Raw genomic sequence first — 18,929 nt, forward strand, 5'->3', positions numbered from 1 at the left:
AGTCAATTGCCACTTTTCAAAACATCAACGGCACGGCGTATGGGTCCTGCTTTCGCAGGGACGACGCATGTTTGAGTTATCAGGCGAAGCTAGTCGCCCCTACTTCATCCGCTTGAACCGCACACTCTTGCCGTCCGTCAGCCTTGTCGCGATGTAGCCGCCGGCGAGGCAGGCCTCGCGCTGCGGCATCTTCTCCTGCGGGCTGCGCAGGGTTTCCCACCATGACGCGCGGTGCGAGGCGCGCGGCAGCGCCGCGTCGATGATCTCTTCGATCTGCTCGAAGCTCAGCACGAACTCGGGCAGCTTCTGCTTCTTGAGATAATCGCGCAGCGCGTCGTAATCGTTCACTTCTTTTCCCCGGGCCTCAAGATAGCGGCTCACATCATCCAAGATTCGCGCTTCGCACGCCCCGGAATGACTTCGTCACTTCTTCAGATACTTCTTCATCTCGTCGCGCAGACCGTCGCGCAGGTCCGCGCGCGTCATGGCGAAGGCGATGTTGGCGCGGAGGAAGCCTGCCTTGGAGCCGCAATCGTGCCGCTCCCCCTCGAACTCCACGCCGTAGAAGCTCTGGCTTTTCGAAAGGCCGATCATGGCATCGGTGAGCTGGATTTCGCCGCCAGAGCCGCGCTCCTGGGTTTCCAGGATTTTGAAGATTTCCGGCTGCAGGATGTAGCGCCCGGTGATCGACAGATTCGACGGCGCGGTGCCCTTGGGTGGCTTTTCCACCATGCCGTCGACCTCGAACATGCGGCCGTGCGGGTGGCGTTTGCCGACGCCGCAGATGCCGTATTGATGCGTCAGATGCGCGGGCACTTCTTCCACCGCGATCAGGTTGGATTTATCGCCGAGCTTGCCTGCGGCCTCGATCATCTGCGCAAGACAGCCCGGCGTGTTCAGCACCAGTTCGTCCGGCAGCACCACCGCGAACGGTTCATTGCCGACGATGTCACGCGCGCACCACACCGCGTGGCCGAGGCCGTGCGGCGCCTGCTGGCGGGTGAAACTCATGGCGCCGGCCTCGGGCTGGTCGCGCGCCAGGATCTCCATTTCGGCCTTCTTGCCGCGTGCGGCCAGCGCGGCGTCGAGTTCGTACATCCGGTCGAAATGGTCCTCGATCACGCCCTTGTTGCGGCCGGTGACGAAGATGAAATGTTCGATGCCGGCTTCTTTGGCCTCGTCGACCACATACTGGATCAGCGGCTTGTCGACGATGGTCAGCATTTCCTTCGGCATCGCCTTGGTGGCGGGCAGGACGCGGGTGCCGAGGCCGGCGACCGGGAAAACGGCTTTGCGAATTTTCATGGGACTATCGGGGTGCCTGTGGGAGAGCCTGCGGTGATGCGTTCGATCGCATGTGGTAGCCGGTTTGCAGCCGGGAACAAAGGCGGATGTATGAACAGTGAACTTCTGAAGCTGAACGGTAAATCGGCGCGCTCAAGTCCGTTCCCTCCGCCCAGGCGGGGCAGGTCAAAGCGGGGACAAAATTCCGGCAACAAAACCTCGCCATTGTTAATCCATTCGCAACCGTGACAAGGCCTCCTGAAACCGGGATAATTCAGACGGGTGGAACATGACGCAACGGACCGGACTATTGGCGAGCAAGCGAAGCGGCGCAGTCATCCTGGCGGCAGCGCTGTTGCTGAGCGGCGGGGCGCGCGCGCAGTCGACCGGTGGGCCCCTGAGCTTCCTCGACAACATCTTCACCGGATCGAAAGGCGGCCAGTCCGCTCCGGCGGCCCAGCCGCCGGGCACTTCGGCGCAGGGTGCGCCAGCCGTCAGCGGCGCGCCGTTGCCATGGAGCGGCGAGGACGGCGCCTCCGGCCATCCGCTGATGACCGCGAGCGCGATCCGCGAAGCCGCGGCGAATTTCGACAATTGCGTCGCCTCGATGTGGCCCGACGCCGCCCGCCGCAACATCTCGCAAGCCAATTTCGAGCGCTTCACGGCGGGGCTCACGCCCGATCTGCGCATCATGGATCTGATGGATTCGCAGCCGGAATTCACCAAGTCGATCTGGGATTACCTCGACATCCTGGTGAGCGACGCCAGGCTCGCCAGGGGCCGCGAAATTCTCGCCAAATACAAACCGCAATTCGACGCGACGGAAAAAGCCTACGGCGTCGACCGCTATACCATCGCGGCGATCTGGGGCATCGAATCGAATTACTCCACCCAGATCGGCGATCGCAGCGTATTGCAGTCCACCGCGACGCTGGCCTGCATCGGCCGGCGCCAGAAATACTTTCGGGATGAATTTCTCTCGGCGCTCGAAATCCTGAACCACGGCGATTTGCGCCCAGAGCAGATGCGCGGCTCCTGGGCCGGCGCGTTCGGCCCGACGCAATTCATGCCGACCGCGTTCAAGCGCTATGCCGTGGATGCCGACGGCGACGGCCGCCGCGACGTGGTCGACGATCCAGCCGATCTGATCGCCTCGACCGCCAACAACCTGAAAAAGGACGGCTGGCAGCCCGGCCAGACCTGGGGCTACGAGGTCGTGGTGCCCGCAGGCTTCAACTACATGCTGGCGGATCGCGCCCAAGCGATGACGATCGCGCAGTGGGAACATCTCGGCCTCAAGCGCGCTGGAATCCAGCCGTTCCCGCATCCGGCCGAAAAAGCCTATCTGCTGGCGCCGGCCGGGGCCGAGGGCCCGGGTTTCCTGATGCTGCAGAATTTCCGCGTGATCATGAAATACAATCCGGCGGAGGCTTATGCGCTGGCGACCGGCCACTTCGCCGACCGCTTGCGCGGCGGCGCCCCGTTCGTGCAGCCCTGGCCGCGGCAGGAACGCGAATTGTCCCGCGCCGAGCGGCTGGAACTGCAGCAGCTTCTGGCGCAGCGCGGGTTCTATCGCGGCACCCCGGACGGCCAGTTCGGTGGCGAGACGCGGGAGGCCCTGCGCGGCTTCCAGGCCTCGATCGGGGCCCCCGCGGACGGATTTGCCTCCTCCGATGTGCTGGAGCGGCTGCGGGGGCGGTGATGCGAGGCTTCGGACCCCGCCGCTAACCCTAAACACGACATTTCCGCAGCGCCCTTGACGGCGGCAGCCGACGCCCGGTTTATGGCGCAAAATCTGCCCGCTTGCGGTCAGATTCCGCTATTATATCAGTTGTGACACGATTGATTTCATTGCGACCGGGCCGCATGCTGAAACCGAAGACCTTTTTGCGCGTGTTCACCGAGACCGGCCCGCTGATCGCGCTGGCGGTGGCGGTCGCGCTATTGGTCGGGATCGCCGCACCGGCGTCGGCGCAGTTTTTCAATTTCGGCGGACCGCCACGGCCGCAGCCGCAGCCGCGCGCCAACAGCGGTGGTGGATTCGGCGGCTGGTTCGGCGGCGACCTGTTCGCGCCATTCCAGCAGCAGGCGCCAAGGCGGATCATCCGCGAGGATTTTTCCAAGGCACCACCGCCGGAGAAGCGCGAGGCCGTGGCGGAGCGCAACGTCATGGTGCTCGGCGACGGCATGGCGGACTGGCTCGCCTATGGGCTCGAGGAGGCCTATGCCGAACAGCCCGACATGGGCGTGATCCGCAAGCACAAGACCGTCTCCGGCCTGATCAAGTATCAGCCCAAGGGCGATCCGGCCGACTGGGCCGCCGCCGCCAAGGGCATCCTCGCCACCGAAAAGCCGGACGCTATCGTCGTCATGCTCGGGCTCAATGACCGCGTCGCGATGCGGGAGCCCGCGGCCGAGAAATCCGACGGCAAGTCTTCGGACAAGAAGAGCGACAAGAAAGACGCCCGCGTCAAACCGGAGGCCAAGCCGGCGGACCCGAAATCAGGGACCACCGCGCCTGGCGCGGCCGACGCCGCGAAGCCCGACGACAAAGCGGTCGATACCGAATTGCCCCCCGAGGATGCCGCCGACAACGACGCCCCGCCGACCATCACCCCGGAGAAGAGCACGCGCTCGCCGAACGGCATCTATCAGTTTCGCGAGGAGCGCTGGGTCGAACTTTACACCAAGAAGATCGAAGAGATGATCGGGGTTCTGAAGTCCAAGGGCGTGCCGGTGCTGTGGGTCGGCCTTCCCGCCGTATACGGCGCCAAGGGAACGGCGGACATGCTGTTCCTGGATTCGCTCTATCGCGACGCCGCCGGCAAGGCCGGCATTACCTATGTCGATGTCTGGGACGGCTTTGTCGACGAGGCCGGGCGCTTCCTGCAGAAGGGTCCGGACTTCGAGGGCCAGCCCCGCAAGTTGCGCTCCGACGACGGCGTGTACTTCACCAAGTACGGCGCGCGCAAGCTTGCGCATTATGTCGAGCGCGAAATCACCCGGCTGTTGGCGGCGCGTTCCGCGCCGATCGAGCTGCCGACCGAACCGGCAACGCCCGACGCCAATGCGCAGCCCGGCCAGCCGGCGCCGCGTCCGCTGGCGGGACCGATCCTGCCGCTGGTGGCGTCCTCGGTCGGTACCGATCAATTGCTCGGCGGTCCCGGCTCTCGCCCGGCTGCGGTCGACGCGCTCGCCGCGCGCACGTTGGTCAAGGGCGAGCCGCTGGCGCCGCCGGCCGGCCGCGCCGATGATTTTGTCTGGCCGCGCCGCGAAGTGGGACGCGAACAGATCAAGAGCGAGACCCCGGTGGCATCGGTTTCACCGGACGGAACGGTTGCGGCGCCGACGACGCCGCCGAAGCCGAAGAAACCTCGTCCGATTCAATCCGCCACGCCGTCGCTGCCGATTCAATCCGGCACACCGTTGCTGCGGGACTTTTTCAGCTTTGGCAACACGCCGCGCCAGCCGCCGCGTGCACCCGCGGTGCCGCGCCCGCCGGGCAATGTCGGACGTTCGGCCTCGACCCCAGGCTTCTTCACGTGGTAATTGAATCCGGGTCAGGGCGTGCGCAGGCGCGAACCCGGAATCTCGGCTACGCTAACCTCTCGATTCCGGTACACGCGAAGACGCGCGTCCCCGCAATGACGTCAGCCCCTAATAGCGCCAGCGCGGCGGCGGCCGGCGTGGCGGACGCGTCATCAGCATCGCCAGCGCAAAGCCGATGCCGCCCGCGATCAAAAGCGCGCCGAGCGGATTGTCCTGCACTTTTTTCGCCACGGCCTGCGAGCCGTCGCGGAGGGTGTCGCCGCTGTTCTCATAGGCATCCCTAGCATAGCTGGCGGCGGCATCCGTAGCATCACGCGCCGCATCCTTCGCCTGCCCATACAGATTTTGCACCGTGCCCGTGGCCTCACGTGCGTGTCCCGCTGCCTGGGTTTGGGCATTGCCGGCGATATCGCCGACAGCGCCCTCGAGCTTACCGGCGATATCCTTTGCCGAGCCGGCGATCCGATCCTTGTCCATCGCAGTCGCTCCTTGTTGTACGCATTCCGGTCGAAATCGGTTCCGTCGCCGAGTCACGTCCGGCACCTGCTTTTGCGAAATGCGCGTGTTGAGATGATTCTCACCGAGCTAACCGGCGAGGTCCGTTCCAGTTCCGGAATACCTTGCGGCAGTGCCCGGCAAGCGTTGAAGCCGCACACGGCGCGGGAAGCCCGCCACCTGCTCGTTGAAAACGATCGAATTCGACCGGCCGTCACACTCCCGCCGTAAGCAGCAGGTCTCTTTCAACAGTGGCTTCACGATCATTTTTCCGTTGCGCCGGCCCGCGAGAAGGCCCTGGCGACTTCAACGGGCGGCAAAAAGCTCGATCCCAAAACTGACGCATTACCGAAGCGGTATTTCCCGACCGAATTTTAGGTAATTGATGACAGACCGTTCTATTGGCCTTGAAGGCGATGGGGCCGGATCGGAAAGCAATCAATCCCCTGGCTACGACCGCGCACCGGCCGGAGAGCGAACAGATTTCGACCCTGTCAGGCTGGGATCAACGGTGTCCCGCGCGCTGCTATTGCTGGTCTTCGTGGGACTCTTCTTTGTTTCGCTGATGATCGTTTCGAACGTCGCGATAAATTTCCACATCAGCACCTACGGCCGAAAGGAAGGCGTCGCTGCGATGCTGGTCGTCACCGTGGTAATCGCCGGCGCCTTCGTATTTTCGCGATTCAGCTTCGGATATCTGGCTGGATTTTATCTTTTCGCGATGATGGCCGGCTATTTCTGGTTCAACATCTTTGGAACGTTGGGGTATGACCGGCGCGTCGCGCTGATATCGGCTATCGCATCGATTGTTCTCTTTTTGGCGCCGGTGCTTTTGATCACAAGGCCGGCGAGGAGATTTTTCACACTGCCTCACGCCGTGCTCGACCTGCTTCCGGCCTGCATTTTCCTTTTGTCGGCGGTGGTATTTCTGCTGACCGCGTTAAACGGGGTTCGCCTGGCGGGGCTGACCGACATGTACAAATACCGGGCTACGCTCCATCATTCCCAATTATTCGAATATTTTGTCGGCATTTTTTACGGTGCCCTGCTGCCGTTCACGTTCGCATGCTCGCTCGCGCGCAAACGATGGCTGATGCTGCTGGCGCTGTGTGCGTTGTCGCTGCTGTTTTACACCGTAACGCTCACCAAGGTATCCTTGTTCGTTTCGTCGCTTTTGATTTTCTTCGCGATCCTGAGCGCATATTTCGAGGCGAGAGCTGCCGTGATTCTCTCGCTGCTTCTGCCCACGGCCGTCGGCCTGCTCGCGCGACAATTCAATTCGGATATTGCGTTCGAGGTGTTCGGGTTTCTGAGCTTCCGAATGCTGGCCATTCCATCGATCTCGCTCGATCACTACTACGTCTTTTTTGCCGATCACCCGCTGACCCACTTCTGCCAGCTCTCGTTCATGAAGGGGATCACGGACTGCCCCTACTCGGATCAACTCGGTGTCGTACTGGCGAACTGGTTTCGTTTGGGCAATTTGAATGCGTCGCTGTTTGCGACCGAGGGGGTCGCATCGGTTGGTGCGCTGTTCGCGCCGATTTCCGCGCTGGTCTGCGGCCTGATACTTGCGATCGGCAACAACGTCAGCGCCGGCCTCCCGAAACCGTTTATCTTTGTTTCGGCCGCCACGATCCCCCACATTCTGCTCAACGTGCCGCTTGCGACGACATTGCTGTCGCACGGATTGGGCCTTCTTTTCCTGCTCTGGTACGTCACCCCGCCAGACTATTTCGAACAGCCCGCGGTTCCCGTTGCCCGCCAAATCTGGCGCCGGTTCGGGCGGGGGCCACCGAATAAGTTCACCGGCAGAAACGTGTTGCCGGCGGCGGCGGAGCAAGCGGGGTCCTTCAGAGAATGAGGCCGCCGTCGACCACCAGCGTTTGCCCGACGATATAGGACGCCAGCGGCGATGCCAGAAACAGCGCGGCGCCGGCCATGTCGGCCGGCGTCCCCAGCCTTTTCAGGGGTATCCGCTCGATCGCGCCCTCAAGCCGCTTCGGATTTGATGTCGTCACCCTGGTCATCTTGGTATCGACGAGGCCGGGTGCGATGCCGTTGACGCGGATGCCATCCTCGGCCCACGCTTGCCCAAGCGTTCGAGTAAGCCCGACGGCGCCGTTCTTCGAGGCATTGTAGGCCGGGTTGCCCTTGGTCGAATGATAGGCCGCGGTCGAACTAACGATGATAAGCGAGCCCTTGGCCGTCTTCAGCAACGCATGAAATCGAGTCGCGCAGGCCATCAGACTGATCAGGTTGACCTCGAGGACGCTTCGAAATCCCGCCATTTCGAATTCGCCGCGCCGGTAGATCACCGCGCCCTGCGCCAGCACCAGAACGTCAAGCCGTTCGAACGAGGGTTTGAAATTCTCGATGGCGCTGGCATCGCCGACATCGAGTTGCGCGTAATCGAGGCCTTCGAGATGCGATCCCTCGGCCGGCGAATAGTCGGCGGCCGCGGCGCGGGTGCCGCAGACCTGCACGCGCGCGCCGTTCGCCCGAAACGCTTGCGCGATGCCGTTGCCGATGCCGCTGGAGCCGCCGACCACGAGAACCTGCCTGCCGCTGAAATCCAGTTCGTTCATCGCGCCCTCGATCGTCTTTGGCTACGTTCAACCAAGCCGCCTATGTCGCACGCGGCCGGTTGACATCGCAATGTCACGGAGTAGTTTTTTACCAAATGGAGCGGAGCAACCGCTCATCTCGACCAGGAGAAACGCCATGACGGTCTCGATCCGGCAGCTTCATCCGCATTTTTTCGGCGAGGTCTCCGGGGTGGATTTGCGACAGCCGCTGACGCCGCAAGAGGCCGCCGATATCGAAGCCGGCATGGACAGATACGCCGTGCTGCTGTTCCGCGATCAGGACATATCGGACGAGCAGCAATTGGCCTTCGCGCGCAATTTCGGCAAGCGTGAGAATGCGCGCGGCGGCACCGTAACCAAGGAGGAAGATTACCGGCTCACCTCCGGCCTGAACGACGTCTCCAACCTCGGCAAGGACGGCAAGCCGCTGCCGCGCGATCACCGCACCCATTTGTTCAATCTCGGCAACTGCCTGTGGCATTCCGACAGTTCGTTCCGCCCCATTCCGGCGAAATTCTCGCTGCTGTCGGCGCGCGTGGTGAACCCCAAGGGGGGCAATACCGAGTTCGCCGACATGCGCGCCGGCTATGACGCGCTCGACGACGAGACCAAGGCCGAGATCGAGGATCTGATCTGCGAACATTCGCTGATGTATTCGCGCGGCTCGCTGGGCTTTCTCGATTACACCGAGGAGGAAAAGCAGATGTTCAAGCCGGTGCGGCAGCGGCTGGTGCGCACGCATCCGGGGCACGGCCGCAAGTCGCTGTATCTGTCGTCGCATGCCGGCGGCATAGTCGGCATGACGGTGCCGGAAGCACGGCTGTTGCTGCGCGACCTTACCGAGCACGCCACCCAGCCGGAATTCGTCCACGTCCACAAATGGACGCTGCATGACCTCGTGATGTGGGACAACCGCCAGACCATGCACCGGGTCCGCCGTTACGACCAGTCGCAGCCACGCGACATGCGCCGCGCCACTGTGGCCGGCACCTCGCCGACGGTGGCACAGCAGGCGGCGGAGTAAAGGCTCTCGTCATACGCGGGCTTGACCCGCGTATCCATCAATCCTGATGAGGGGGTTTCTCGAAGTCGATGGATTGCCGGGTAGCGCAGACAAGCTTACGTAGTCTGCGCAAAGCAGACTACTATGCCCGGCAGTGACAAGTCAGGCATGCCCGGCTTCGTTCGACAGCATGCCCGGATCGATCCCGATCTTGCGCAGTGCCCGCTGGTATTTTTCCTCGACGTCGCCGCCGAAGATCAGGTCCGCATCGGCGTCGCAATGCAGCCAGCCATTGTCCTGAATTTCGGTTTCGAGCTGGCCCGGCGCCCAGCCGGCATAACCCAGCGCGAGGATCGCATGCTTCGGCCCGGCGCCCCTCGCAATCGCCTTGAGAATGTCGACGGTTGCGGTGAGGCAAATTCCGTCATCGATCCGAAGCGTCGCGTCCGCAATGAAGAAATCGCTCGAATGCAGCACAAAGCCGCGGCCGGTATCGACCGGTCCGCCCTTCAGCACCTTCATGGTCTCGGCGTTTTCCGGCAGCTTGATCTGGTCGGCCTTCTTGATGATGTCGAGTTGCACCAGCAATTCGGGAAAGTCGATACTGCCCGCCGGGCGGTTGACGATGATGCCCATGGCGCCTTCGGAGGAATGCGCGCAGAGATATATCACCGAACGCTCGAAGCGCGGGTCACCCATGACAGGCATGGCGATCAGCAACTGACCGTCGAGGTAGCCGCGGCCGGCCGAATTGTCGCCGGCGCCGGCAGCCTTGCGGCGAACAGTTTTCGCTTTTTTGCCTTCAGGGCCCATCCGCAAGGCACTCTCGGTTTGATGCATCCTGATATTGGGTTTCGGTTCTGTCAATCAAGCTTCCTGCCGCCTTTAATCATCACAAGCAATTCAATGGTTTGCGCTGCAACCTGGCTGTAAAGACACCTCATGATGGTCATAGTTCCCATGCGTGCCGCGCTCGGCTTTGCCGCAACTTTGGTTGCGTCGTCCCTCGCCATCGAGGCGCGCGCCCAGGATGCATCGCCATGGCAGCGGGATGGACACTCCGCGGTCCGGCTGCTGGCGGGATCGCGCAGCGGCGCGGTGCTGCTAGGCGGCATCGCCTTTCAGCTTCAGCCGGGATGGAAAACCTACTGGCGGACCCCCGGCGATTCCGGCGTGCCGCCCCGCTTCGACTTCTCCAAATCGGAAAATATCGAGGCCGTGACGGTGCTGTGGCCGGCCCCGACGAAATTCGACGACGGCGCCGGCGGGCATTCGCTGGGTTATCACGACCAGATCGTGCTGCCATTGCGCATCGTCGCGAAAAATGCCGACAAGCCGGTGACGCTGCGCGCCGACATCAACTACGCGGTCTGCGAAAAACTGTGCATTCCCGTTGAAGCCAATACCGAAATCCCCATCGCCAGCGCGGCCAGCGCCGAGGACAGCGCGCTGTTCGCGGCGCTGGATACCGTGCCCAAGCCGGCCAATGTCGGAGATCCCAATCCGCTGACCATCCGCGACGTCAAGCGCGAGGGCAAATCCACGGTGCTGGTCGATGTGGTGACGCCCGACACCAGGGCGCTCAGCCTGTTTGTCGAGGGGCCGACGCCGGACTGGGCGCTGCCGGTTCCGAAATTGCTCGAGCACAGCCCGCCCGGGGTCAAGCGCTTCGCCTTCGAACTCGATGGCCTGCCTCCGGGCGCCAGTCCCGAGGGCGCGGCGCTCAAATTGACCCTGGTCGGCGGCGAGCACTCCTACGAATTCAATATCAATCTGGAGTAAGTCCCGGCACGCCGGGACTCGTATCGCGTGATGTCGCGGTTCAAGCACACTGACAGATGCCTTCTGCAACAAGTAACGCCGAAGGCTATGGACGACGTGGAGAGGCGACGACGCCCCACCCAACCGAATCTTAACGAATAGTTGATAGGCCGATCACCGCCGCCGTATTCAGCGGTTGCCTTTCGAGGTTTGCCGCTGTGGCCGTGATGGACGCTCAATCCGAAACAGCTCTGTCCCGAGGAGTGATCGCGCGGGTGCGATCGATGCTCGGCGGCTTGCTTGGCGGATCCAGCGAAGCTTCGGTCACCAGACGGCTTGCCGGCATCATTTTCATGATCCGCGTCATCAGCGCGGCACTGGCCTATCTTTCGCAAATCCTGCTGGCGCGCTGGATGGGCGGTTCGGATTACGGCGTCTATGTCTATGTCTGGACCTGGGTGCTGCTGCTCGGCAGCATGATGGATTTCGGCATCTCGGCTTCGGCGCAGAAAATCATTCCGGAATACCGCACCCGCGGCGAACACGCCCTGCTGCGCGGCTTTCTCTCCGGCAGCCGCTGGATGACTTTTGCCGTGTCGGTGGCCGTCTCGCTGTTGCTGGCGGGCGTCGTCAAACTGCTGTCGCCGTGGATCGACGCCAACACGATCCTGCCGCTTTATATCGGCTGCATCACGCTGCCGGCCTTCGTGGTGGCCAATACCCAGGACGGCATCGCGCGCTCGCACGACTGGATGCGGCTCGGATTGATGCCGCAATTCATCGTCCGGCAATCACTGATCATCGGCTTCACCGCGGGCGCCTTTGCGCTCGGCTTTCATCTCGGCGCCACCGCCGCGATGCTCGCCAGCGCCGCCGCGGTGTGGATCGCCATGATCGGGCAAATGATCGTGCTGAACCGCCGCCTCGGCGGCCACATGGAGTCCGGTCCGAAAGCTTACGATTTCCGCGGATGGCTCGCGATTTCGCTGCCGATCCTGCTGGTCGAGAGTTTTTACCTGCTATTGTCCTACACCGACGTGCTGGTGCTGCAGCAATTTCGCTCGTCGGAAGAGGTCGGCGTCTACTTCGCCGTGGTGAAGACGCTGGCGCTGGTGTCCTTCATTCATTACGCGATGTCGGCAACGACGGCGCACCGCTTTGCCGAGTACCACGCCCTCGGCGACAAGGCCCGGCTCTCGGCCTACGTCGCGCATGCGATCAAGTGGACGTTCTGGCCGTCGCTCGCGGCGACCATCCTGTTGCTGGCATTCGGCAAGCCGCTGCTGTGGCTGTTCGGACCGCAATTCGTCACCGGCTACGACATCATGTTCGTCGCGGCGATCGGGCTCGTGGTGCGGTCCGCGATCGGCCCGGTCGAGCGGCTGCTCAACATGCTCGGCCATCAGCACATCTGCGCGCTGGCCTATGCGCTCGCGTTTGTCATGAACGTAGCGCTCTGCATCGCGCTGGTGCCGCGTTTCGGCGGTCACGGCGCGGCAGCCGCGACCTCGATCTCGCTGGTATTCGAGACCGTGCTGCTGTTCTGGATCGTGCGGCAGCGGCTGGGGCTGCACGTGCTGGCGTTCGGGAAGCGGGACTAAGATCTCTCCGCGTCATGCCCGGCCTTGTGCCGGGCATCCACGTCCTTCTTCCTTCACCGCAAGCAAGACGTGGATGGCCGGGACAAGCCCGGCCATGACGAGTGCAAGTATCGAAGAAGCAACGGTTTAGCTTTACTCCGCGGTCCAGCCGCCGTCGATCGAGAGGTTGGCGCCGGTGATCTGCGCCGCGTCGTCGCCGCAGAGAAACAATGCCAGTGCTGCGACCTGCTCGGAGGTGACGAACTCCTTGGTCGGCTGGGCTTCCAGGAGCACGTCCTTGATGACCTGCTCCTTGGTCATGTTACGCGCCTTCATGGTGTCGGGAATCTGCTTCTCGACCAGCGGCGTCCAGACATAACCCGGACTGATGCAGTTGCAGGTGATCTTGAAGGTCGCAAGCTCCAGCGCCACGGTCTTGGTCAGGCCGGCGATGCCGTGCTTGGCCGACACATAGGCCGACTTGAAGGGCGAGGCCACCAGCGAATGCGCGGAAGCCGTATTGATGATGCGGCCCCAGCCGCGCTTCTTCATGCCCGGCACGGCGGCGCGGATGCCGTGAAACGCCGACGTCAGGTTGATCGCGATGATGGCGTCCCACTTGTCGATCGGGAATTCCTCGATCGGCGAAACGAACTGGATGCCGGCATTGTTGACGAGAACGTCGACCGAGCCGAACGTCTTTTCGCCCAGCGCGACCATATCAGCGATCTCCGCAGGCTTGGTCATGTCGGCCGGCGAATGGACCGCCTTGACCTTGAAATCCGTCTCGATGCCGGCGCGTTCCTTCTCGATGTCGGCGGGCGCGCCCATGCCGTTGAGGACGATGTTGGCGCCGGCGCCTGCAAAGGCGCGGGCATAAGCGAGCCCGATGCCACTGGTCGAGCCGGTCACAACGGCGGTCTTGCCTGTCAAGATACCCATTCACTACTCCTGTTTGCCTTCGAGGGTTTCGGCGCCGTCGCCGGTGAGATCGTAAGTCACCATGGTTTCGCCGGATTGCGGCCGCTCCAGCCAATCCTCGTGGCGCATCGACCGATTTACGTCGCGCTCGCCCGCGGCCCAGTGCTCGACCATGCCGACGTGCGAAAAATCATAATCCTTGGAGGACGACTCGTAGTTCTTGCTGCGATAGATCAGGTGCACCACGGTGACGGTGTTTTCCCTGGCGGCCTTGCGCAGGATCTCGACCGACGGATCGTTCTTGAGATCGTCGGGCAATTTTTCGATCAGTTCGCGCAGCGCCATGCGGGCGTTATGGATCTGCCTGTTCTTGTCGGTATTCATCCGGGTGCGGCTGGAATAGCGGATGTCCTTCTCGCGCTCCGCGGCCGCGAGCAGCGAAACCGGCAGCGGACCGCGCGCGCTGAACAAATCGACCTGGAAGATCAGGAGGTCGTTGTTGACTTCCGCATCCAGCACATAATCCAGCGGCGTGTTGGAGGCGAGACCGCCGTCCCAGAAGTGCTCGCCTTCAATCTCGATGGAAGGGAAGCCCGGCGGCAACGCGCCGGAGGCCATGATATGTTCCGGCCCGATCTTCTTGCCCTGCTCCCTGAATTCGAAATTATCGAAATATTTGAAATTGCCCGTGGTCACGCTTACCGCGCCGACGCTGAGCCGGGTCGTCAGATCGTTGATCCGGTCGAAATCCACCAGCCGTTCCAGCGTCGCGCGAAGCGGGGCGGTGTCGTAATAGCTCTGCGACTGCGGGGTGCCCTGCGGCCAGAGCGGCGCCGGCGGGAAACGCGGCTGGAAAAACCCGGGAACGCCGAAGGTGGCGATCAGGGCGGCGCTGGCTTCGTTGAAAACGGAACGCCCGCGGTCGCCCGATGTGACGGGATTCCAGGGCACCGGCGCCGACACCAGGTCCCAGAATTCCTTGAGCCGCCCCACCCGCTTTTCGCGCGGGTTGCCGGCGATGATCGCGGCATTGATGGCGCCGATCGAGATGCCGGCGATCCAATCCGGCTCGAAATCATGATGGCACAGCGCCTGATAGGCGCCGGCCTGGTAGGAGCCGAGTGCGCCGCCGCCCTGCAGGACAAGCACGCGCTGGGCCCTCGCAGGCGTCTTTTCCGGCGCCGGATTGGAAGTATCCATGATGACCGTCGATCAATTATGAAAATGCCGCTTCACCGTGGCGCCTGTTCGAGATGGCGTCAATCGGCGAGGCGGGAACGAGCGGTCACGCCAAGTTTATCGCGGATCCGATGATGCCAGAATGAGCGTCCAGAACACCTTGTATTTGGTATTCGGAGCATAGCTCGCCGCGATGCCCAATTTTGTGACACCGTTTTTCAGCATATTGGCCCGGTGCGGGGGCGAGTCGCGCCAGCCCGAAAACGCTTCCGCCAGGGTGTGATAGCCGGCGGACACGTTTTCCACCGCCAGGGTCGCCGGATATCCCGAGGCATTCAGGCGTTTCTCCAGCGGCGCCTTGAGGTCGTGGTCGAGCTTGTTGTGGCTGGCCATGGCCTGCGACTGCGATTCCGCGAGCTTCGTGAGTTCGGGGTCGACCACCACGGCACCCAGCCCGTTGTTCTGCCGGTAGAGCGAGATCATCGAGGCCGCAGCCTGGGAATCAAGCTTGGCCCCGGCATCGGCCATGCTGAGATACATCGACGGCTGCTCGATCGGCGCCTCCGCCGCACAGCCGCCCAGTGCCAAAAGCCCGATAACCGCGAACGCCCCGCGCATGATCCAAAGGTTCCCCAAGTTGCATGCGGTTGTTGCATACCAACCGTGGCTGAATGGTGAACGGCCGCCCAAATTCGAACGTGATTCCGGGGCGCGCGTTACTCCCGTGCGGCGAAAATCCGGTAGCGCCGGGGCTGCAATCCCACGATATCGCCGGGGCGAAGCTCCCGTTCACGGGGGGCATCGATCTCAATCACGGTCTTGCCCCCGGACAACGCGATTTCGGCGCGCTGGATCGGCCCGAAACTCCGGACATGCCGCACCGCGCCCTCGAGCGCGCCGCTGCCGGCCGGCCCGACCTGCATGTCGTGGCGGCGGACAAATAATTTCGAGGCGCCGGAAGCCGCACCTTCGGCCGCGATATTCAGCGCCTTTCCGCCGAGCCGCACGCAACCGTCGCTGATATCCACCGGCAGCACGATCGATTCGCCGATGAAGCCGTGCACGAACGCGGTGGCGGGATTGTCATAGACTTCGCCGGGCGTGCCGATCTGCTCGATACGGCCCTTGTCCATCACCACCACCCGGTTTGCGACTTCGAGCGCCTCTTCCTGATCGTGGGTGACGAAGATCGAGGTCACGTGGATTTCGGAATGCAGCGAACGCAGCCATTGCCGCAGTTCCTTGCGCACCTTGGCGTCGAGCGCGCCGAACGGTTCGTCGAGCAGCAGAATGCGCGGTTCGATCGCCAGCGCGCGCGCCAGCGCAATCCGCTGGCGCTGGCCGCCGGACAGCTGGCTCGGATAGCGATCGGAAAGCCAGTCGAGTTGCACCAGATCCAGCAATTCCCTGACCCGCGCACGGATGCCGGCTTCATCCTTGCGAACCGCGCGCGGCTGCACCCGCAGTCCGAAAGCGACATTCTCGAACACGGTCATGTGGCGGAACAGCGCATAGTGCTGGAACACGAATCCGACATGGCGTTCGCTGGCGCCGCGGGCGAGCGCGTTCTCGCCGTCGAACGAAAGTTCGCCGGCGTCAGGCCAATCCAGCCCCGCGATGATTCGCAATAGCGTGGTCTTGCCCGAGCCCGACGGCCCGAGCAGCGCCACCAATTCGCCATCGGCAACTTTCAGATCGACATGGTCGAGCGCGGCGAACGCGCCGAACCTCTTCACGATATTCTTGACTTCAATCGCCACGCGGGAATTGCCCTTCGTCCAGATGCCGTTCGAGAATGGTTTTCGCCACCAGCGTGATCAGCGCCAGCATCGCAAGCAGCGACGCCACCGCGAACGACGATACGAACTGGTATTCGTTGTAAAGAATTTCAACCAATAGCGGCATGGTGTTGGTCTCGCCGCGAATATGCCCCGATACCACCGACACCGCGCCGAATTCACCCATCGCGCGCGCGTTGCACAGCAGCACGCCATACAGCACGCCCCATTTGATGTTCGGCAGGGTAACGCGGAAGAACGTCTGCAGGCCCGATGCACCCAGCGAGATCGCAGCTTCTTCCTCCTGCGTGCCCTGTTCCTGCATCAGCGGAATCAGCGCGCGCGCGACGAACGGAAAGGTGACGAAAATGGTGGCCAGCACAATGCCCGGCATCGCAAACAGCACATGGACATTATGGCTTTGCAGCCATGGCCCCCAATAGCCCTGCGCGCCGAACAAGAGTACGAAGACCAGACCCGAGATTACCGGACTGACCGAGAACGGCAGATCGATCAGCGAGATCAGGAAGGTCTTGCCGCGAAAGTCGAATTTTGCAATCGCCCATGCCGCGACCAGGCCGAACGCCAGATTGAGCCCGACCGAAATCGCGGCCACGCCCAGCGTCAGCTTGATCGCCGCGCGCGCTTCCGGATCTGACAGCGCCGAGAAATACGCACCGATCCCCCTGGAAAAGGCTTGCGCGAACACCACGACCAGCGGCAGCACGACGAACACGGTCAGGAAGATCACGGCGATCGCGATGATCACAAGGCGAATGGCTCGGGGCTCGGTACGCAGGTCGTCCCGTGCCGAACTCAATGAGGATTGCGGCAGGTTCATTTCGTCAGCCTTTCAATGCGCGGGAATGCGCACTTGCGCCCAGCGCTGCAGGCGATTGACCGCGAAGATGATCAGGAACGACGCCACCAGCATCACGACCGCGATCGCGGTGGCGTCCGCATAACGAAATTCCGAGAGCCGGATCACGATCAGAAGCGGCGCTATTTCCGACACATTCGGCAGATTGCCGGCGATGAAGATGACCGAACCGTACTCGCCGACGGCGCGCGCGAAAGCCAGCGCAAAGCCGGTCAGCAGCGCCGGGATCAGACTCGGCAGGATCACTTTGGAGACGGTATGCCAGCGGTTGGCGCCGAGGCTCGCGGCGGCCTCCTCGATTTCGACGTCGAGGTCGATCAGCACCGGCTGAACCGTCCGCACCACGAAGGGTATACCGATAAAAATCATGGCGACGAAAATGCCGACCGGCGTGAACGCCACCTTGATGCCGAGTTCGGCAAGCGGCGCGCCGAGCCAGCCTTTCTGCGCGAACAGCGAGGTCAGTGCGATTCCGGCGACGGCCGTCGGCAACGCAAAGGGTATATCGACGATGGCATCGAACAGCCGCCGACCCGGAAACCGATACCGCACCAGCGCCCAGACGATGATCGTTCCCATCACGAGATTGACGGCGGCGGCGGCAAAGGCGAGCCCAAACGATATCCTCAACGCATTGAGGGTGCGGCGGCTGGTGACGATGCCCCAGAATTGGTCGAGGCTCAGTTCCGAGGTCTTGAGAAACAGGCCGGCGAGCGGGATCAGGATGATGACGGAGAGCCACGTCAGCGTCAGCCCCATGGTGAGACCAAACCCCGGCAATGTGCTGCGTCGTGCCGCCGCTGCGCTCACATTGCCCTCAGCTTCCCGCTTCGCAAATCAGTTCTTGTAAATCTGGTCGAAAATGCCGCCTTCGCTGAAGTGTTCCTTCTGCGCCCTGGCCCAGCCGCCGAACACGTCGTCGATCGTGAACAGTTCGACTTTCGCGAACGAGGTTTCGTATTCCTTGGCGACCTCTGGATCGCGCGGACGATAGGAATTACGTGCGGCAATTTCCTGACCTTCCCTGGAATACCAGTATCTCAGATAGGCCTCGGCCACCGCGCGCGTGCCCTTCCTGTCGGCAACCGCATCGACGACCGCCAGCGGCGGCTCGGCGAGGATCGACAGCGGCGGCGACACGATCTCGAATTTGTCCTTGCCGAATTCCCGCTGCGCGAGGAACGCCTCGTTCTCCCACGCCAGCAGCACATCGCCGACGCCGCGCTCCACGAAGGTGACGGTCGAGCCGCGCGCACCGGTATCCAGCACCGGCACGTTCTTGTAGAGGTCGCCGACGAATTGCCTGGCCTTGTCGGCGGAACCGAATTTCTTCAGCGCATAGCCCCAGGCCGCCAGGTAATTCCAGCGCGCGCCTCCGGACGTTTTCGGATTGGGCGTGATGACGCTGACATCGGGCTTGACCAGGTCGTCCCAATCCCTGATGCCCTTGGGATTGCCCTTGCGCACCAGGAACACGATGGTCGATGTGTAGGGTGAGGCATTCAGCGGCAAACGCTTCTGCCAGTCCGCGGAAATCAGGCCCCTGCCGGTGATCGCGTCGATATCATAGGCAAGCGCGAGCGTGACGACATCGGCCTGCAGGCCGTCGATCACGGCGCGCGCCTGCGAACCGGAGCCGCCATGCGACTGCTTGATCTCGACGCTCCTGCCGGTTTCCTTTTGATAGGCTGACGCGAACGCCTTGTTGAAATCGACATAGAGCTCGCGGGTCGGATCGTACGACACGTTGAGCAGCGTCACGTCGGCAGCGAACGCCGCGCCGGTCCAGAGCAGTGCCGCGGCGACGGCCAGAACACGACGGATCATCTCGATCTCCATTCGGCTTGACGACGGCATTGTCGTTACAAGAACGAGGGACATAACTCAGGATGAACCGGCTCCAAGTCAACG

18 protein-coding genes are annotated in these 18,929 nt (G+C 62.7%); 6 read left to right on the top strand and 12 right to left on the bottom strand.

The annotated features are described in order from the left end of the window. Nucleotides 1-99 precede the first annotated feature (99 nt). On the bottom strand, nt 100-348 hold the full coding sequence (locus tag B5527_RS35085) for a DUF7662 domain-containing protein (protein ID WP_079607747.1): 249 nt from the start codon (nt 346-348) through the stop codon (nt 100-102). Between the two features lie 75 nt (nt 349-423). Next, a complete protein-coding gene (locus B5527_RS35090; protein WP_079605574.1) occupies nt 424-1,305 on the bottom strand; it encodes a UTP--glucose-1-phosphate uridylyltransferase in 882 nt (293 codons plus the stop codon). 268 nt (nt 1,306-1,573) lie between these two features. Here B5527_RS35090 and B5527_RS35095 point away from each other — a divergent pair, with 268 nt between their 5' ends. Continuing rightward, nucleotides 1,574-2,986: a lytic murein transglycosylase gene (locus B5527_RS35095; protein WP_079605575.1), complete on the top strand. Its 1,413-nt coding sequence runs from the start codon at nt 1,574-1,576 to the stop codon at nt 2,984-2,986. Between the two features lie 164 nt (nt 2,987-3,150). Then, a complete protein-coding gene (locus B5527_RS35100) occupies nt 3,151-4,833 on the top strand; it encodes an SGNH/GDSL hydrolase family protein (protein WP_079605576.1) in 1,683 nt (560 codons plus the stop codon). 108 nt (nt 4,834-4,941) lie between these two features. Here the strand turns inward: B5527_RS35100 and B5527_RS35105 are convergent, their stop codons facing one another. Beyond that, on the bottom strand, nt 4,942-5,310 hold the full coding sequence (locus B5527_RS35105) for a CsbD family protein (RefSeq protein ID WP_079605577.1): 369 nt from the start codon (nt 5,308-5,310) through the stop codon (nt 4,942-4,944). Between the two features lie 529 nt (nt 5,311-5,839). On the opposite strand from B5527_RS35105, the gene B5527_RS35110 reads away from it, so the two are divergent. Next, complete coding sequence (locus B5527_RS35110; protein ID WP_079605578.1) at nt 5,840-7,192, top strand: hypothetical protein; 1,353 nt, start codon at nt 5,840-5,842, stop codon at nt 7,190-7,192. Here B5527_RS35110 and B5527_RS35115 read toward each other — a convergent pair. Next, nucleotides 7,182-7,916 carry an SDR family NAD(P)-dependent oxidoreductase gene (locus B5527_RS35115; RefSeq protein ID WP_079605579.1) on the bottom strand — a complete coding sequence of 245 codons (735 nt, stop codon included), beginning with the start codon at nt 7,914-7,916 and terminating at the stop codon, nt 7,182-7,184. The genes B5527_RS35110 and B5527_RS35115 overlap by 11 nt on opposite strands. 136 nt (nt 7,917-8,052) lie before the next feature. Between B5527_RS35115 and B5527_RS35120 the strand changes: the two genes are divergently transcribed. Continuing rightward, nucleotides 8,053-8,940, top strand: coding sequence for a TauD/TfdA dioxygenase family protein (locus B5527_RS35120; protein ID WP_079605580.1), 888 nt, complete (start codon nt 8,053-8,055; stop codon nt 8,938-8,940). A 141-nt stretch (nt 8,941-9,081) separates the two neighbouring features. Here the strand turns inward: B5527_RS35120 and B5527_RS35125 are convergent, their stop codons facing one another. Further along, nucleotides 9,082-9,732: a YqgE/AlgH family protein gene (locus B5527_RS35125; protein WP_079607748.1), complete on the bottom strand. Its 651-nt coding sequence runs from the start codon at nt 9,730-9,732 to the stop codon at nt 9,082-9,084. A 129-nt stretch (nt 9,733-9,861) separates the two neighbouring features. Here B5527_RS35125 and B5527_RS35130 point away from each other — a divergent pair, with 129 nt between their 5' ends. Both B5527_RS35130 and B5527_RS35135 read left to right on the top strand, forming a co-directional pair. Further along, nucleotides 9,862-10,701: a protein-disulfide reductase DsbD domain-containing protein gene (locus B5527_RS35130; protein ID WP_079605581.1), complete on the top strand. Its 840-nt coding sequence runs from the start codon at nt 9,862-9,864 to the stop codon at nt 10,699-10,701. A 197-nt stretch (nt 10,702-10,898) separates the two neighbouring features. Beyond that, a complete protein-coding gene (locus B5527_RS35135; protein WP_079605582.1) occupies nt 10,899-12,281 on the top strand; it encodes a flippase in 1,383 nt (460 codons plus the stop codon). Between the two features lie 132 nt (nt 12,282-12,413). Here B5527_RS35135 and B5527_RS35140 read toward each other — a convergent pair whose 3' ends face one another. The 7 genes from B5527_RS35140 to B5527_RS35170 form a co-directional block, all read right to left on the bottom strand. After that, nucleotides 12,414-13,202 (bottom strand): 3-hydroxybutyrate dehydrogenase, encoded by a 789-nt coding sequence (locus tag B5527_RS35140; protein ID WP_079605583.1) that lies wholly within the window; start codon nt 13,200-13,202, stop codon nt 12,414-12,416. Nucleotides 13,203-13,205: 3 nt separating this feature from the next. After that, nucleotides 13,206-14,381, bottom strand: a complete 1,176-nt coding sequence (locus B5527_RS35145) for a DUF3734 domain-containing protein (RefSeq protein WP_079605584.1) — start codon at nt 14,379-14,381, stop codon at nt 13,206-13,208. A 96-nt stretch (nt 14,382-14,477) separates the two neighbouring features. Continuing rightward, nucleotides 14,478-14,978, bottom strand: coding sequence for a CAP domain-containing protein (locus B5527_RS35150; protein WP_172842758.1), 501 nt, complete (start codon nt 14,976-14,978; stop codon nt 14,478-14,480). 98 nt (nt 14,979-15,076) lie between these two features. Then, nucleotides 15,077-16,120, bottom strand: a complete 1,044-nt coding sequence (locus tag B5527_RS35155; RefSeq protein WP_079605585.1) for a sulfate/molybdate ABC transporter ATP-binding protein — start codon at nt 16,118-16,120, stop codon at nt 15,077-15,079. Continuing rightward, entirely contained in the window at nt 16,110-16,979 is an 870-nt protein-coding gene (gene cysW / locus B5527_RS35160; RefSeq protein ID WP_079605586.1) for a sulfate ABC transporter permease subunit CysW, read from the bottom strand. The genes B5527_RS35155 and cysW overlap by 11 nt, the downstream gene beginning before the upstream one ends. A gap of 12 nt (nt 16,980-16,991) precedes the next feature. Beyond that, complete coding sequence (gene cysT / locus B5527_RS35165; RefSeq protein ID WP_079605587.1) at nt 16,992-17,828, bottom strand: sulfate ABC transporter permease subunit CysT; 837 nt, start codon at nt 17,826-17,828, stop codon at nt 16,992-16,994. Nucleotides 17,829-17,855: 27 nt separating this feature from the next. Beyond that, on the bottom strand, nt 17,856-18,845 hold the full coding sequence (locus tag B5527_RS35170; RefSeq protein WP_079607750.1) for a sulfate ABC transporter substrate-binding protein: 990 nt from the start codon (nt 18,843-18,845) through the stop codon (nt 17,856-17,858). Nucleotides 18,846-18,929 lie beyond the last annotated feature (84 nt).

The organism is Bradyrhizobium erythrophlei (assembly GCF_900129425.1).
Classification (GTDB): Bacteria; Pseudomonadota; Alphaproteobacteria; order Rhizobiales; family Xanthobacteraceae; genus Bradyrhizobium; species Bradyrhizobium erythrophlei_C.

Coding starts and splice junctions, on each gene's coding strand:
- B5527_RS35140 (WP_079605583.1), bottom strand. CDS start 13,202: ATGGGTATCTTGACAGGCAAGACCGCCGTTGTGACCGGCTCGACCAGT.
- B5527_RS35130 (WP_079605581.1), top strand. CDS start 9,862: ATGATGGTCATAGTTCCCATGCGTGCCGCGCTCGGCTTTGCCGCAACT.
- B5527_RS35090 (WP_079605574.1), bottom strand. CDS start 1,305: ATGAAAATTCGCAAAGCCGTTTTCCCGGTCGCCGGCCTCGGCACCCGC.
- cysW (WP_079605586.1), bottom strand. CDS start 16,979: ATGAACCTGCCGCAATCCTCATTGAGTTCGGCACGGGACGACCTGCGT.
- B5527_RS35125 (WP_079607748.1), bottom strand. CDS start 9,732: ATGGGCCCTGAAGGCAAAAAAGCGAAAACTGTTCGCCGCAAGGCTGCC.
- B5527_RS35095 (WP_079605575.1), top strand. CDS start 1,574: ATGACGCAACGGACCGGACTATTGGCGAGCAAGCGAAGCGGCGCAGTC.
- B5527_RS35105 (WP_079605577.1), bottom strand. CDS start 5,310: ATGGACAAGGATCGGATCGCCGGCTCGGCAAAGGATATCGCCGGTAAG.
- B5527_RS35170 (WP_079607750.1), bottom strand. CDS start 18,845: ATGATCCGTCGTGTTCTGGCCGTCGCCGCGGCACTGCTCTGGACCGGC.
- B5527_RS35120 (WP_079605580.1), top strand. CDS start 8,053: ATGACGGTCTCGATCCGGCAGCTTCATCCGCATTTTTTCGGCGAGGTC.
- B5527_RS35145 (WP_079605584.1), bottom strand. CDS start 14,381: ATGGATACTTCCAATCCGGCGCCGGAAAAGACGCCTGCGAGGGCCCAG.
- B5527_RS35100 (WP_079605576.1), top strand. CDS start 3,151: ATGCTGAAACCGAAGACCTTTTTGCGCGTGTTCACCGAGACCGGCCCG.
- B5527_RS35115 (WP_079605579.1), bottom strand. CDS start 7,916: ATGAACGAACTGGATTTCAGCGGCAGGCAGGTTCTCGTGGTCGGCGGC.
- B5527_RS35150 (WP_172842758.1), bottom strand. CDS start 14,978: ATGCGCGGGGCGTTCGCGGTTATCGGGCTTTTGGCACTGGGCGGCTGT.